12 protein-coding genes and 2 pseudogenes are annotated in these 14512 nt (G+C 70.8%); 5 read left to right on the top strand and 9 right to left on the bottom strand.

What is annotated here, in order from left to right; genetic code table 11:
* Positions 1–124 precede the first annotated feature (124 nt).
* The 3 genes and pseudogenes from ACFVT5_RS26040 to ACFVT5_RS26030 all read right to left on the bottom strand — a co-directional run bounded on the left by ACFVT5_RS26040 (position 125) and on the right by ACFVT5_RS26030 (position 2945).
* Complete coding sequence (locus tag ACFVT5_RS26040) at positions 125–1585, bottom strand: glycoside hydrolase family 76 protein (protein ID WP_389892630.1); 1461 nt, start codon at positions 1583–1585, stop codon at positions 125–127.
* Positions 1586–1658: 73 nt separating this feature from the next.
* A pseudogene (locus ACFVT5_RS26035) lies at positions 1659–1799 on the bottom strand (RICIN domain-containing protein); the annotation flags it as partial.
* 123 nt (positions 1800–1922) lie between these two features.
* Positions 1923–2945, bottom strand: coding sequence for a LacI family DNA-binding transcriptional regulator (locus tag ACFVT5_RS26030; RefSeq protein ID WP_389892627.1), 1023 nt, complete (start codon positions 2943–2945; stop codon positions 1923–1925).
* A gap of 252 nt (positions 2946–3197) precedes the next feature.
* On the opposite strand from ACFVT5_RS26030, the gene ACFVT5_RS26025 reads away from it, so the two are divergent.
* Both ACFVT5_RS26025 and ACFVT5_RS26020 read left to right on the top strand, forming a co-directional pair.
* Positions 3198–3590: a CPCC family cysteine-rich protein gene (locus tag ACFVT5_RS26025; RefSeq protein WP_389892984.1), complete on the top strand. Its 393-nt coding sequence runs from the start codon at positions 3198–3200 to the stop codon at positions 3588–3590.
* A gap of 14 nt (positions 3591–3604) precedes the next feature.
* A pseudogene (locus ACFVT5_RS26020) lies at positions 3605–3883 on the top strand (adenylyl cyclase); the annotation flags it as partial.
* A 46-nt stretch (positions 3884–3929) separates the two neighbouring features.
* Here the strand turns inward: ACFVT5_RS26020 and ACFVT5_RS26015 are convergent.
* The 5 genes from ACFVT5_RS26015 to ACFVT5_RS25995 all read right to left on the bottom strand — a co-directional run bounded on the left by ACFVT5_RS26015 (position 3930) and on the right by ACFVT5_RS25995 (position 11151).
* The gene (locus ACFVT5_RS26015) at positions 3930–6896 is read right to left on the bottom strand and encodes a hypothetical protein (protein WP_389892624.1); all 2967 of its coding nucleotides are present in this window, start codon (positions 6894–6896) and stop codon (positions 3930–3932) included.
* A 2-nt stretch (positions 6897–6898) separates the two neighbouring features.
* A complete protein-coding gene (locus tag ACFVT5_RS26010) occupies positions 6899–8857 on the bottom strand; it encodes an HSP90 family protein (protein WP_389892621.1) in 1959 nt (652 codons plus the stop codon).
* A 109-nt stretch (positions 8858–8966) separates the two neighbouring features.
* Positions 8967–9953 (bottom strand): hypothetical protein, encoded by a 987-nt coding sequence (locus ACFVT5_RS26005; RefSeq protein WP_389892618.1) that lies wholly within the window; start codon positions 9951–9953, stop codon positions 8967–8969.
* A gap of 179 nt (positions 9954–10132) precedes the next feature.
* A complete protein-coding gene (locus ACFVT5_RS26000; RefSeq protein ID WP_389892615.1) occupies positions 10133–10996 on the bottom strand; it encodes an alpha/beta fold hydrolase in 864 nt (287 codons plus the stop codon).
* Positions 10993–11151: a hypothetical protein gene (locus ACFVT5_RS25995; RefSeq protein WP_389893019.1), complete on the bottom strand. Its 159-nt coding sequence runs from the start codon at positions 11149–11151 to the stop codon at positions 10993–10995. The genes ACFVT5_RS26000 and ACFVT5_RS25995 overlap by 4 nt, the downstream gene beginning before the upstream one ends.
* Between ACFVT5_RS25995 and ACFVT5_RS25990 the strand changes: the two genes are divergently transcribed.
* Complete coding sequence (locus tag ACFVT5_RS25990) at positions 11087–11482, top strand: anthrone oxygenase family protein (RefSeq protein ID WP_389892981.1); 396 nt, start codon at positions 11087–11089, stop codon at positions 11480–11482. The two genes, ACFVT5_RS25995 and ACFVT5_RS25990, sit on opposite strands and share 65 nt — an antisense overlap.
* Here ACFVT5_RS25990 and ACFVT5_RS25985 read toward each other — a convergent pair.
* The gene (locus ACFVT5_RS25985) at positions 11421–12272 is read right to left on the bottom strand and encodes an NAD(P)H-binding protein (protein WP_389892612.1); all 852 of its coding nucleotides are present in this window, start codon (positions 12270–12272) and stop codon (positions 11421–11423) included. The genes ACFVT5_RS25990 and ACFVT5_RS25985 overlap by 62 nt on opposite strands.
* A gap of 93 nt (positions 12273–12365) precedes the next feature.
* Between ACFVT5_RS25985 and ACFVT5_RS25980 the strand changes: the two genes are divergently transcribed.
* Complete coding sequence (locus tag ACFVT5_RS25980; RefSeq protein ID WP_389892609.1) at positions 12366–12857, top strand: MarR family winged helix-turn-helix transcriptional regulator; 492 nt, start codon at positions 12366–12368, stop codon at positions 12855–12857.
* A gap of 179 nt (positions 12858–13036) precedes the next feature.
* Positions 13037–14278, top strand: coding sequence for an epoxide hydrolase family protein (locus ACFVT5_RS25975; protein ID WP_389892606.1), 1242 nt, complete (start codon positions 13037–13039; stop codon positions 14276–14278).
* Positions 14279–14512: the final 234 nt, after the last annotated feature.

Below are 14512 nucleotides of genomic sequence, written 5' to 3'. Positions count from 1 at the left end.
GCATTCCCCTCGAAGCGCGGTGGTGGCGGCCTGGTCACCACCACGCTAGGGCGCACCCCGAGGCACCCGCGTCTGCCGATCGGCCAGACCCCCGGTCCGATCGGCGATCCGTGGGAGGGATCGGTCAGTTCGCCGCGTTCATCAGATCGAGGGCGCTCTGCTGCCGCGCGGCATCCGTGGAGTCGAACGGTCCGGCCCAGCGCAGCCCGTACGCGTCCAGCGCGGTGCGGTTGTTCGCGTACGCGCTGTCGGCCTGGCGTCGGATGTACGCCGTGTACGGACGGTCGGACAGCCGGGCGTTGAAGGCGCTCAGTCCTCGGATGTACGCGCCCTTGAAGGACGGGCCGTCGGCGCCGCAGCCGTTCGCCTCGCACGGCTCCCGCAGGATGCCGCCCGGGTTGAGGGCCGGAACCGTGGTGGACGCGTCCGCGATCTGACGGCCGGTGGTGAGCAGCGCGGAGTCCCCGGTCGCCCGGTGCAGCTCCGACAGACCGTCGAGCAGCACGCCCTGGTTGTACGACCAGGTGGTGTCGCCGTTGTTGCCACAGGTCGACAGGTTGATGCCGTCGTTGACCAGATGGGAACCGTTGATCATACCGGTGCCCTTGAACCACGCCCACTCGGCGTTGGCCCGGCCCAGATACACCGTGTCGCCCGCGATGCGGTTGTGCAGAGCCGCGTTCAGTTGCAGATAGAGGGAGTTGGCAATCGCGTTCTTGTAGGTCTTGGCGGTGCTCCACCACACGCCGCCGCCACAGGTGGAGTCCCAGTACCGCGCCATGTAGTCGGCGTCGGCGCGGGCGGTGTTGAGATAGCGGACGTCGCCGGTGAGGTCGTACGCGCCGATCCAGGCCAGCCCCCACCACCCGGTGTCATCTATGTAGTCGTTGGTGAAGTTGCCGCCCTGGGCGGAGATGTTGCGGTCGTAGGTGGTGGAGATGGCGTACCTGTAGCTACCCATTCCGGTGACGCGGATGTTGTCGATGAGGGCGGTCAGGGCGTTGGCCGAGTTCCACCAGCCGGTGGTGGCGAACAGGCCGGTGGCGTTGTTGTAGGACTGCATCAGGGCGGTGGCGGCGGCGGTCGAACGGCTCCAGGCATTCCAGGTGGTACGGGCCCACGCGGTGCACGCGATCTCGGGCCTGTCGCCGGCCTTGCCGCAGGCACGCAGGGCGCCGACGCCGAGGGCGCCCCAGTCGTCCACGTTGTACATCAGGGTGCGCCAGCCGGTCTGTCCGGCCGGAATCCTGGTGTCGCCGAGCTTGCTGCCCGAGGCCCAGGTGCGTCCGCCGTCGAAGGAGCGGTCGAGCCAGACCTCGTCGGTGGGGCTCCCGTTGGAGATCGAGGCCCAGCCCATCGCGTCGGCGTCGTCGAAGTGCAGCGCGAGGGTACGGGAGTAGATGCCGGCGGTCACCGGCTGCCGGTCCCCCGGGGACAGGGCCGGGTCGCGCCCGTCGCAGTACTTGTTGCACACGGTCGCCTTGGCGGCGGCGAACGCGGTGCCGCCGGTGACCGGGAGGAGGAGGGCGAGGGAGGCGATCAGAGCGATCAGCCCGGCGCCGGTTCTCCTTATTCGTGCGGGCATTCGTGCCGGTACTCGTTCCGCTCTCGGTGTCATGCCGACTCCAGGGTGTGGGGGTACGGGAGATCAGCGGGGGTCAGCCCAGGCGCCATTGCTGGTTGGCGCCGCCGTTGCAGGTCCACAGTTCGAGTGCGGTGCCGTTGACATTGCCTGCGGGCTTGTCGCCGCCGGTGACGTCGAGGCAGAGTCCCGACTGGCTGCCGGTCATGTCGCCGTCTCCTGGGTGCCGCGTGGGGGGATGGAAACGTATCCATCCGGGAAGGTCCCACCGCGCTCCGCTCGGGTCAATGGCTTGGGCGGCACCGGTTCCGCCCACGGGTCCCCGCCAACTACCGCCGCTCTAGGGCGAATTCGGTGGAGGCGACGGAGGGGGCGGAGGGGGCGGCAACTCCCCGGTGCCCCGGGCGATGAGCCGTACCGGAAGCACGGTCCGGCGGAAGGGGGCGGCCTCGCCGCCGACGCGGTCGATGAGCAGACGGGCGGCTCGGCGGCCCAGTTCCTCGGTGTCGGAGGTCACCACGGTGACCGGGGTCGGGAGCATGTCGGCCAGCTTGAAGTCGTCGAAGCCCACCACCGCGACCGGCACCGACAGCCGCCGACTCGCCCGCAGGACGCCCTCCGTGAGGAAGCCCGTGGTCGAGAAGATCGCCGTCGGCGGTCGCGCCGAGGTCAGCAGGGCGTGGGTGGCGGCGGATGCGTCGTCGGTGGTGCCGCGCCGCAGGGTGACGACCAGGTCCTCGTCGGCGGGAATGCCGCCGCGCCGCAGGGCCTTGCGGTAGCCGCGCAGTCTGCGGCCCGTGGTGTAGTACGAGGGGGCGACGAGGATCGCGATCCGGTGGTGGCCGTGGTCGATGAGGTGCTGGGTGGCCGCGGCTCCCCCGCCCTCGTTGTCGACCACGACGACATCGGCCTCGGCGCCGGTGGCCGGCCGGTCCACGAACACGATGGGCACCTGGTCATGGGCGTTGACCTGGTCGAGAAAGGCGTGGTCGCCCTGGTCGGGCACGATGATGAGCCCGGCGACCCGCCGCCCGATCAACTCACCCACCGCACGGCGCTCGACGTCCGGGTCCTCGTCGGCGGTACTGAGGAGCACCGCGTACCCGGCCCGGTTCGCCACCTCGACGGCCGCCTTCGCCAGGGACGCGTAGAACGGGTTGGTCAGGTCGCCGAGCAGCAGCCCGATGGTCATGGAGTTCTGCCCGGGACGGAGCGAGCGGGCGATCTCGTTGCGCTGATACCCGATGGCATGGATAGCGGCGACAACCCGCCCGACCGTCTCCTCACGAACCGCCCCGACCCCATTGACGACACGCGACACGGTCACGACGGCAACACCGGCCCGCTCCGCGACATCACGCATCGTCGGCCGACCACTCCGACGCTGCGAGAAACGACTACTCACGGGGGACGGCGACCTACTTCCCACACGGGACCGCCGGTTGATGGCGCACCCTCAGAATACGTTTCCGGGACTGCGGACATGGCCCGGTCGACGGGGGCGACGGCGCCCTGCCCAGGGTGATGACGACAGGGTGCTCCCGGACATCACGAGAGTCGGAGAAACTCCGTGGTGCCCCCGCGACACCTCCCTCACACTGCGCAGGTGAGTAGCCTGAGTAGCCCTTACCCCTGCCCGTGCTGCGGGCACCGCGTGCTCGACGAAATGCCCGACTCGTACGAGATCTGCCCCGTCTGCTTCTGGGAGGACGACGGGCTGCAGTTCCGATGGCCGACGATGCCAGGCGGAGCCAATCGCACCTCGCTGATCGAGGCGCAGCGCAACTATCAGGACTTCGGCGCCTGCGACCGGCTGGGCTTGCCCCACGTCCGCCCACCGGCCGCGGACACGCCGGTCGATGCGGCCTGGCGGCCCATCGACCTCTCCCGCGACTCCTTCGAGAGCTGGGATTCCGTGGACCGCGCCCCTTGGCCCGACGACCTCTCCGTACTCTGCTGGTGGCTCCCCACGTTCTGGCGTCGCCATCTCCGGCCTGCCGAAGGCTGATTCCCTCCCCCTGCCAGGAGAACTACCGCGAGGAATGGCGCCTGGGCGAGGTCGCCTTCGACTTCGACACCTGGCCCGACCTCCCCACCTTCCTGGAGATCGAAGGCCCCGACGAGGCATCGGTCCGACAGGCGGCGGCCCTCCTCGAACTCGACTACTCCGAGGCCCGGTTCGGCAGCGTCGACGCGATCTACCAGAGCGAGGTCGGCCGCGACATCCTTGCCGAGCCGACCCTCCTCTTCGCCGATGCCGAGAAACAGGAGCTCGCGACCGTACCGACCCGAGAGCCGTGATCCTGCCCCCAGCCCACTCGGCAGACCCCACGAATGACCCGGCGCCTCATTCCTCGTCCCGCAACCGCGCCGCCAAGGACGTCAGTGGTTCGGATTCCTCCGTGTGGCCCAGGGCTGTCAGGTGGGTGATCGCTGTGTCGAGGCGGGTGAGGGCGGGGGTGGGGCGTTCCAGGTAGAGGCCCTCCACGGCGCCCGCGAGGCGGACGCACTCGGCCCACTCACCGGCGTGGTCCTGCTCCGGCCCCGGTGCGCCGAGCAGGGTGAGGGCCTTGTCCAGGGCGGCCAGGGCGGCCTCGTACTCACCGGCGTAGGCGTTGACCCGCCCGTGTTCGTAGGCGAGGGCGGTGTCCAGGGAGCGGTCGCGGGCCTTGTACTCGGCGGCGCGGGCCTCGTCGGCGATGCGGCCCGCGGTGGCGAGGTGGGCGAGGGCGTCGGTCAGGCCGTCGGGGCCCTGCTGCTGGGCCTGGAGGCGGGCGAGTTCGCGCAGGCAGTTGCTGAGCTGCTCGTAGCGCGGGGCCCGGGAGTGGGCGGCGAGTGCCTGGTCCGCGACGGCGCGGGCCCGGTCGAACTCGCCGGATTCGCCGAGGAGTACGGCCGTCTCCGCGGCGATCATGGCGTGGCTGCCCGGGTCGTCGTCCCAGGCGGCCGACTCGGCGGCGAGGGCGACGAACTCCGCCGTGGCGGCCTTGAGGTCATCGCCGGTGTGCAGCGCGCGGGCGCGGGTCAGACGCAGTTGAGCGACGAGCCGGTCGTCCAACTCACCTGTGGTGACGGCCGGTTCGGCAAGGAGGGAGTCGAGCAGGGCGATGCAGTCCTCGACCCGGCCCAGGTCGAGGCAGAGTTGAGCCGCGTTGCTGTAGGCGCAGAACGCGTCCGTCCGGCTGCCGCGGCGCAGGTCCAGCTCCGCCGAGCGCGTCAGGTGCCGCAGCGCCTCGTCGGGGCGGCCGAGGTGCATGCACGCCTCGGCCAGATCACCGTGGAGGCGGGAGGTGTCGACCGTGTCGGCCGGCCAGTCGGCGGCCAGCCGCAGGCCCTCGGCCAGGTCCGCGTGCGCGGACTGTGCGTCCTGGAGGGCGAGTTGGAGTCGACCTCGCAGTCCGAGCGTGCGGGGCAGGTGCCACGCGGGGCCGTGCTCCTTCAGCCGGTCGAGGAGGCCGTCGATCCCGGTGACCGCGGCGGGCAGGTCGCCGGAGATGGCGTAGGTGCTGGCCCGCAGCAGCAGGGCGCCGGAGATCTGCCCGAGGACGTCGTGCCGGGTGGCGAACGCGTGCAGCAAGTCGACCTCGGCGAAGGCCGGCGCGACGTGCTCCTCGTTCCCCGAGTTCTGGAGGCGCATGCCGAGCGCGGTCGCCCGTAGCCGCAACAGGCGGGCCTCGTGGTGCGGTTCGAGGCCGGGCGTCTCCTCGTGCAGGCGGACCAGGGACGCGTGGGCGGCGCTCAGCGCGGCGACCTTCGCCTCGGCTCCGTCGACGCCCTCCTCGGGGTTCTCGGCGGGGATCTCGGCGGTGGCGAGCAGGGCGCAGGCGTGGGCGAGCGCCGCGTGACCCGGCGCTCCGGCGTCCTCGTACAGGCCCGCGGCCTCCTCGTGGAGAGCGGCGGCGTCGGCGAACTCGTCCTTCTCGCCCGCCCGGCTCGCCTCGTCGGCCAGCAGATCCGCGCGCAGTCGTACGAGCGGGCCCACGGCCGGGTCGTCGGGGTGGGTGTAGTCGCGGGCGGCGACGAGCGTGCGCAGCCGCGCCCAGCACGCCTGTGCGCCCGGGTGTCCCTGGTCGTCCAACGCCCTTGCCTGGAGGATGAGTTCGGGCAGCGACTCCGACTCCGGGACGGAGGCGGTCGTACGGGCGGTGGTCCTACCGGCGGTGGTCGCGGCAACCGGGACCGCCGGTGTCACCTCGTCAAGACCGCGGGTGCGCAGGGTGAGTTCCAGCGCGTCCAGGAGCGGCGCCCGGTCGAGGCGGGCCCGGCGGCGGTCGGTGTGGGCCGTGGTCCCGTTGCGCGTGTCGAAGCGGGCCGCGAGGTCGTCGGCGCGCCCCCGCACCTCGGCGCGCAGGCCGGCCACCGTCCAGACGCGGCCCGCGTATCCGGCGGCGGGCAGTTCGCCGTGGCCGAGGAGTTCGACGCGCTGGAGGAGGACCTCCACGCCGGTGAGGAAGTCGCACAGGTCCAGCGGCGATTCGACCTCCTCGAACAGGTTCCGGTTCTCGGCGAGCAGTTCCAGGCCGCGTGCCTCGTTGCCGGTCAGCGCGCAGAACTCCAGGTGCCGGCCGACCTCCCCGGACATCGAGGGGTTGCGGCGGCAGTCGCGGTACCCGGCGAGGTGCAGTTCACGGGCCCGGTCGACACGGCCGGTGCGCAGCAGGGGCAGCAGCGCGTACGAGACGGAGCGGGCCGGCTCCTCCTGGCAGGACTCCTTCCCGGCCAGGACCGGCTCCCAGGCACCCAGCGCCCGCTCGTCGTCACCCGCCGCGAGGTGGTACAGGGCGAGTTCGCAGATCTCGCACGCCTCGCAGTCGCTGAGCGGGGTGCGGGGTCGGCCCGCCCACAACTCGTAGGCGAGGGTGGTGTCCTCACCGATGTGGGCGGCGAGCTGGTACGCCTGCCCGTAGTAGGGCTGGAGGCCCAGGCCGGCCTTCTCGTAGCGGTCACGCATCTCCGTCTGCCACTGGCGCAGCCCGGCCAACGGGACCTCGGGCAGCGCGCGCAGGGCGTTGGCCACCCACTTGAACCGCCAGAACAGCGTGTGGCGCCGACGCTCGTCGAAGACGTCGGGCTGCTCGTCGAACAGGGTGAGCAGACGGGCGAAGACGACGGGCGACTTCCGGGGTTCGGAGCCGTAGGTGTACGCCTCCTGGAGTTCGAGGAGCGCGTGAACGAGCGGGACGGGCTCCGCGAACTGCTCGGCGGCGTCCACCAGTTCCTCGGCGGTGACGGTGCGGGTACGGCCGTAGGGGCGCCGGTCGTTCTCCTGGAGCGCCCGGTACAGCTCGTCGGTGTTCTGGGGTGCGGTCGGCATCGTCAGCTGTCCTTGCGGAGGGCGTGGGCGAGAAGGTCGAGGAAGGACCGGTTGATGAGGCTCGACTCGGCGGGCCTTAGCGGGCGCCGGGACAGCAGCGCGGCCTGCCCGTAGAGGGCTTCGGCGCTGGTCCGGGCCAGTTCGGGTTCGGCGATGGCGACGGCGGCGCGGACCAGCGGGTTGAGCTGGTTGAGGATGAGTTGGGCCTGCGGGGCCTCCTGGCGCAGCGCGCCGAGGATGTCGCCCCAAAGGCCACCCTCCTGCTCACGGGCTAGCTGGGAGCGGGTGCGCTCGTGCCGGGCCTCGCGGCTGTCGACCAGGAGGGCGGGGGCGGAGGCGGGCTGGAAGGTGCGCAGCGCGACATCGCAGTCGAAGACGGCAAGGGCGTCGCGGGCCAGGGCGAGGTAGGCCATGGCGGCGAGTTCCGTCTCACGGTCGACGGGGTCGAGGTGGGCGGTGAGGGTCGCCGGGTCGAGGTCGGCGACGCTGACCTCGGGCCTGATCTCGGGCAGCCGGTGGACCAGTTCACGGTCGTAGGTGTAGCCGCCGTTGACGACACCGAGTCCGGCGGCCGACGCGATCGCCGCGACCTGCCGGAACTCCTCCACGCTCGACGTCACGAGCACGGTGCGGTGGGTACGCGCGAACTCGTCAAGGGTGCTGTGCCCGTCGGTGGTCTCGAACGGCAGCCAGGGCAGCAGCATCCGCAGGATCTCGTCGTCGTGCACCGCGAGCGACTTCACGGCCAGATGGTGGGCCTGGAGAAAGCGGGCGAGCAGGTCCGGATCGCTGGCGGCGGCACGCGCGATCCACGCGCGCAGCCGCTCGGCGAGGGCGTCGCGAACGGCGGCGAGTGTGTCGTCCTCGTACAGGGACTCACGGGACGCCGTCGGGCGCAGGCTCTCGGCGTCGATGACGCAGCGGACGAAGAACGCCCACTCGGGCAGGATCTCCTCGGCCTGCTCGGACAGCAGCATGCCCTTGATGTGTACGCGGTGGCCGTGGCGGCGCCCGGCCGGCACCGCCTCGGGCAGCACACACGCGATGCCCTTCAGACCCACGGCCGGCAGGTCCAGCTCGATGGTGTCCAACGGCGTGAACCCGAAGACCTCCTCGCCGTACGCGGCCAGCGCGCGGGAACGGGATCCGGGGGTGGGGTACGTACGGGACCAGGGGGCGGGCTCGGGGTTGATGGATACGCCCGTACCGCCGCGTGTGCCGCCGCCCGTACCGCCCGTACCGCCTGCGCCGCCCGTACCGCCTGTGCCGTCGTCGAAGGTCACCGGGTGGCGCAGCAGGGAGCCGAAGTGCCGGGCCAGCGAGTGCACCCGCGCAGGCCGGGTCCACTCGCCGGTGTCGGCGCGCGGCGTCAGCGTGACGGTGGTACCGGGCCGGGGGCGGGCGGATGCGGGCAGGACGCGGACGGTGTAGCTGCCGTCACCACGTCCCCGCCACTCCACGGCGGGTGCGTCGGGGGTGCGGGCGGAGCGGCTCAGTACATGGATCTCGTCCGCGACCAGGAAGCAGGAGAGCAGGCCGATTCCGAACTGGCCTATGAAGTCGGCGCGTTGCTCGGCGATCACTTCGGCGCGTTTGCTGCTGCGGCCGATCGTGGCGAGGAAGGTGTGTACGTCGGCCTCGGTGAGACCGACACCGTCGTCCTCGACGCGTACCACCGAACCGTCGGCGTAGACGCGGATACCAAATGTCCCAACGGCGGTGTTGGCATGGGCGATGGCGGGGGCGTCGGCGGTGGCGTCGATGGGGGCATCGGTGGGGGCGTCCGGTTCGAGGCCGTGCCGGGCAGTCAGCGCGTCCACCGCGTTCTGAAGGAGTTCGCGCAGGTAGACGCGAGGGCTGGAGTAGAGGTGGTGGGAGAGAAGATCGACGAGGCCGCGCAGATCCACCTGGAAGGTGCGATCGGCGCCGGGCGGTGTCGCGGCGGTGTCGGGCGAAGTCATCGGGCAGTCCGGAGGGAGAGGGGGCGAGGGGCGACGGGTGGCGAGAACCGGACGCGGGCGGGACCAGGAGGGGGGCCGGCGTGCGCTCAGGCTCGGGATCGGCGTGCGCTCAGCCGCGGCGGTGGCGGCGGGCGAACTGCTTCTCGGGCTCCGCGAAATGGGTCCAGGGCCAACTGGTGTAGGCGCCGTCGAGCGCCTGGAAGACGCGCCGGACCGTGTGACGCTCACCGGCCAGCGACAGGGCCATGGCGAACGTGTTGAAGTCGTGCTGCCATCCCGGGCGCCGCGCGTAGGCGGGGTGGAGGATGCTGTGGTCGGCAGCGTCCCGCAACTCGGCTTGGATCTGGGGAGTTTGGAGGCAGTCCCCACCCTCCGACTCGACCCAGTCCTCGATGTGCGCCATGGGGATCACGCAGCCGAGCCGGTGTCCCTGCGGGGCGCGGGTGAACGCGTCGCGGGCGAACGCCAGGGCCTCGCCCGGTTCGCCGCCCCAACGGGGCTGCGACTGCGACAGCCACTCGACGTGGGTCTCCAGATCCAGCGGTTCGCGGCGCAGGGCGGCTTCGAACCGGGTCTCCTTGACGGTCCGGCTCAGCGACATGCCACGGCCGGAAGTGAGAAGACGGCGCCACGGCGTGACCCACTCCGGCCGCAACTCGGCGGCCTCGAACAACTGCTCCTCGGCGATGTCGAGCCGCTCGTGGAAGACCCGCCACTGCTCCTGCGTGACGTTCACGGCACGCTCGGCGGTACGCGCTTCCCAGCCCCAGATGATGTGGCGCGTCCCGGATATCAGCAGGGCCGTCGCCCGGTGCTCCTTGTCCTCCGCGACAGCCTGGCCGATCCAGTCCTGCACACCGCCCAAGTCGGCCAGCTCACCGAGGACCTGATGGTCGCGACCGAGATCGAAGGGGACCAGCGCGGCCTTGACCGCGTCCCACTCCCCCGCGTCGGCGGCCTCCACCAGAGCGAGCACCCGCCGATCCCCGAGCGCGCGCAGCGTGTACATCCCGTTCTTCTGCCTACGCGGGACGGGAAGGGCGTACGGATCCGCCGCCGGTCTCTCCCCACCCCCACCGAAAAGCTTGCCGAACACTCCGCGCCCTCCCCTGGTCCCGCATGACAGTCCGGTGCAGCATAAGCGGCCCCACCGACATCACTCCCACAGGGTATTCACGGCTACTTCACGGCTCCGGCCTCCTGATTCCGCCCTCGCCCGGCCCACGCCATTTGCCGGCCCACCTGGGACGACACCTTCACCCGCGCACTGGAGGTTCAGCGGCACGCACTCGACGCGGGCGTGAACTCCCGGATGAGTCGGGCGAGTTCGGTCGGCTGGTCCAGGGGGACGAGGGTGTAGCTGTCCGGTACCTCGACCAGCCGTCCGTGGGGCAGGAGTTCGGCGAGGCGTCGGCCGTGCTCGGGTGGCATCACGCGGTCGCCACTCGCCCAGACCACGAGGGCCGGGTACCTGAAGCTCGGCAGGTGTTCGGCCGCGGCGAGCAGCAGGCCGGTGTCCGCCGCTACGGCTCGCAGTGTTCGTACGGCGTCGCGGCGGATCTCGGGCTGCCTCATGACCGGCCTCGTCCACCGGGCGGTGGCGGCGTCTCCGCGCAGGGTCAGCCACCCGAACGCGATCGGGAGGCGCCGCAGCGGTCGCAGCCTCATCTGCCGCATGAACAGCCCGAACAGCCGGGGCGGGAGCTTGCCGGTGAGCACGAGCGTCCTGCCGGTGAGCCCTGGCGGGAAATTGTCGAACGCGTCGCATGAGACAAGCACGACCCGTCCCACGCGTGCGGCACCGTCGCCGCCGCTGTCGCCCATGAGCAGTTGGACGAGTGCTCCGCCGGTGTCGCTGCCGACAAGGGTGACGTCGTGGAGATCGAGGCGGTCGAGGAACTCCGTGACCAGCCGTGCCACCCCGGGCAGCGACAGATCGGCGTCGGCGCGCATCGCGCGACGGTGCGCGCCGAGCGGCAGTGTCGGTGCCACGCACCGGTGGTCGGCGGACAGGTCGGCGACCGGACCGTCCCACAACGAGGCGTCCATCAGCAGCCCGTGCAACAGCACAACCGTGGGGCCGTCGCCGCCGGTGTCCTCGTACTCGATCGTCCCCGCGGACAGTTCGATCGCCTTCATGCCGCGCTCCCTCGTACGTGGGTGCCGTGCGATGTTCCCGTCGCATGGGCGATCAGGGCTCCGCTCCTGCCGGCGTTGGTCAGTACGGCACTGCTCATCGCCTTCACGTTCAGGGCGCGACGGCGCACCCCCTGGTCGGCGCTGACGGCGCTCACCCTGCTGGTCGGGATCCTCGCCCTGACGCCCGTGATCAACATGCCCGTCAACGCCGACCAGCTCGACTGGAATGCGCGGGCGCCGCCCGCGGACTGGGCGACCGTACGTGATCACTGGCAGATCGCTCACGGCGTGCGGACCGGCGCGGCCGTGCTCGCGTTTGCTCGTATTCGAACTGTCCCTGCGGAGAAAAGCAGGCTCGCCCACCGCGCGACCTGGACAACCGGACCGTCCGGCGCGCTCGTTCCTCCCCGTCGCGGTCGCGGGCTCATGAGCGGGCCGGACTCGCGAAGGCGGCGATGTTGTCGGTGGCCCACGCGGCGAAGGTGAGTGCGGGGCGGCCCAGGAGCTGCTCCACGGTGTCCGTGGTCGGGCCCGGCGTGTTCGCGTAGTCGGCCAGGGAGCCGAGGAGCCGGTCGGGGAGATCCTCCGCCAGGCCCTGGGCGAGCATGGCCTGGCGGACCTGTTCGGGTTCGAGTTCCTGGAAGGACAGCTCCCGGCCGATGGCTTCGCCGATGAGGTGGACTTTGTCGCGCTGGTCGAGCGACTGTGGCCCGGTAAGTACGTAGGCGTGCCCCGCGTGTTCGGGGTCCGCCAGTGCCCGTACGGCCACCTCCGCGATGTCGCGTTGATGGATCGGCGAGGTCGCCGCGTCGCCGTAGGCGCCGCGTACGACGCCGGTCGCGCGGATCTGTGGAGCCCAGGCCAGCGCGTTGGCGGCGAAGTCGGCGCACCGCAGGAACGTCCAGTCCAGACCGGAGTCCCGGGCGGCCTGCTCGACCGCTCTGAACTCGTCGGCGAACCGCCGGTGGCCGGCGGGGTGCTCCACGGTCGCGGCCGACAGCACCACCACCCGCCGCGCGCCCCGGGCCGCGGCCAGCGACAGCAGCTCGGCGGCGGCTCCCCTGACGGCGCGCGGGCTGAGCAGGACCGCGTCGACGCCGTCCGGCAACGCGGTGAGGCTGTCCGGCCTGGACGGATCCCCGTTCACGACCTGCGCACCACCGGGCAGATCGGCGGCCGGATCGCGACTGACCGCCGCCACCTCCTCACCGGCCGCCAGCAGGAGCTTCACCACGTCACGTCCGACGCTCCCGGTCGCTCCGATCACCACGAACATGTCGATGCCCCCTCGCTCCGCACTCCGACCCCCGATCGTTCGGGTGCCGTAATATACGAGAACCGTAGCATATTAATTTGAGAGGCGTACATTATGACTTCCGTAACATCTACGCCCGGGGACGCCGCCGGCCGCCGACGGCGAGCAACGGTCGAGGTCAAACAGGGACTACGCGAGCTGGGCGCCGAACTGACTCTGCTCAACCGCCAGGTCGGCACCCGCCTCGGACTCAAGGACATCGACCTGGACTGCCTCGACCTCATCAACGCCCACGGTCCACTGAGCCCCACCGCCCTGGCACGACGAGCGGGCCTGCACGCCGCCACGACAACCGGGGTCCTCGACCGACTCGAACGCGCCGGCTGGATCACCCGCGACCGCGACCCGGCCGACCGCCGCGCCTCCCTGATCCGAGCCCTACGCGAACGCAACGCCGAACTACTGGCGCTCTTCGCCGGGATGAACTCATCCGTGGACGAGATCTGCGCCGACTACGACGCCACCGAACTCGAACGCCTCGCCGACTTCCTCCACCGCACGGCCAACGCCGGCCGAAACGCAGCCGAGGAACTGACGGGCGACTGACGACGTCCACAGAGGCCGGCGACCGGGCTCAGCGCTGGTACACGATGCCGCCCACTCCTGGACGTCGCGCCGCTCCTTGGCTCCGGCGGCCTCTGCGACCCTGAAGGCACTGAAGCCACTGAGGCAGGAAGCGCCCAGGCAGCCGACACCGCTTATCCCTCCCAGTAAGGAGCCGCGCCATGACCACCCCACCGGCCTTCCCCCTGGAGCTGGAGCCCACCCCGATCCACGTGTCCGACGAGGTACTCGATGACCTGCGCGCCCGTCTCACCCTGACCCGTCCGCCGCTGGACGAGGGGAACGAGGACTGGTCCTACGGCGTCCCGGACAGCTACCTCCGTGAGCTGGTCGCCCATTGGCGGGACGGCTACGACTGGCGCAAGGCCGAGGCCGCCATCAACGTCTACGAGCACTACCAGGTGAACGTCACCGGCGTCCCGGTGCACTTCATGCGCAAGCCCGGCCGCGGCCCCCGCCCGATCCCGTTGATCCTCACGCACGGCTGGCCGTGGACGTTCTGGCACTGGTCGAAGGTGATCGACCGGCTCGCCGACCCGGCCGCGTTCGGCGGTGACCCGGCCGACGCGTTCGACGTCATCGTGCCGTCCCTGCCCGGCTTCGGTTTCCCCGGCCCGCTCACCGGCTTCCCGGACGTCAACTTCTGGAAGGTCGCCGACCTCTGGCACACCCTGATGACCGAGACCCTGGGATACGAGAAGTACGCCGCCGGGGGCTGCGACATCGGCGGGATCGTCTCCAGCCAACTCGGCCACAAGTACGCCGACGAGCTGTACGGCATCCACATCGGCTCCGGACTACCGCTCGACTTCTTCACCGGCCCCCGCGCCTGGGACTTCGCCCGGAATCGCCCCCTCACCGACGACCAGCCCGCCGACATCCACGCCCGCATCATCGAACTGGACCACCGCTCGGCGTCCCACCTCACCGTGCACATGCTCGACGGCGCCACCCTGGCCCACGGTCTGAGCGACTCACCCGCCGGACTGCTCGCCTGGCTGCTGGAGCGCTGGAACGCCTGGAGCGACAACGGCGGCGACGTCGAGTCCGTCTTCACCAAGGACGACCTGCTCACCCACGCCACGATCTACTGGGTGAACAACTCCATCGCCACATCGATGCGTTACTACGCCAACGCCAACCGCTACCCCTGGGTTCCCGCCCACGACCGCACCCCGGTCGTACAGGCCCCGGTCGGCCTCACCTTAGTCACCTACGAGAACCCACCCGGCATCCACACCGCCGACGAACGCGTCCGGGCATTCAAGACCGGCCCGCAGTCCGCATGGTTCAACCACGTCAACGTCAACGCCCACGACCAGGGCGGCCACTTCATCCCCTGGGAAAACCCCAACGCCTGGGTAACCGACCTACGCCACACCTTCCACAACCGCAGACCCTGAACAACCCACCGGACTCACACCCACCGCTGACGATCACGGCATCCCACCCACACGAATTGCCCCAGAAAAAGCAAAGGCCCAGGTCAGAGGCTATCCAACCTGGGCCAAATCCTGAGCCGCCTTCGGGATTCGAACCCGAGACCTACGCATTACGAGGGCCTGCAAGATCATCCCAGCTGATGCCGAACGATGCCGCAGAATCCCGTTTCCCCAGGTCAGCGACATAGGCGGCTC

The sequence above is a fragment of the Streptomyces sp. NPDC058001 genome, assembly GCF_042886315.1.
Classification (GTDB): Bacteria; Actinomycetota; Actinomycetes; order Streptomycetales; family Streptomycetaceae; genus Streptomyces.
The sequence above is the reverse complement of the archived record's forward strand: the minus strand, read 5'-3'. Positions and strand labels throughout refer to the sequence as shown.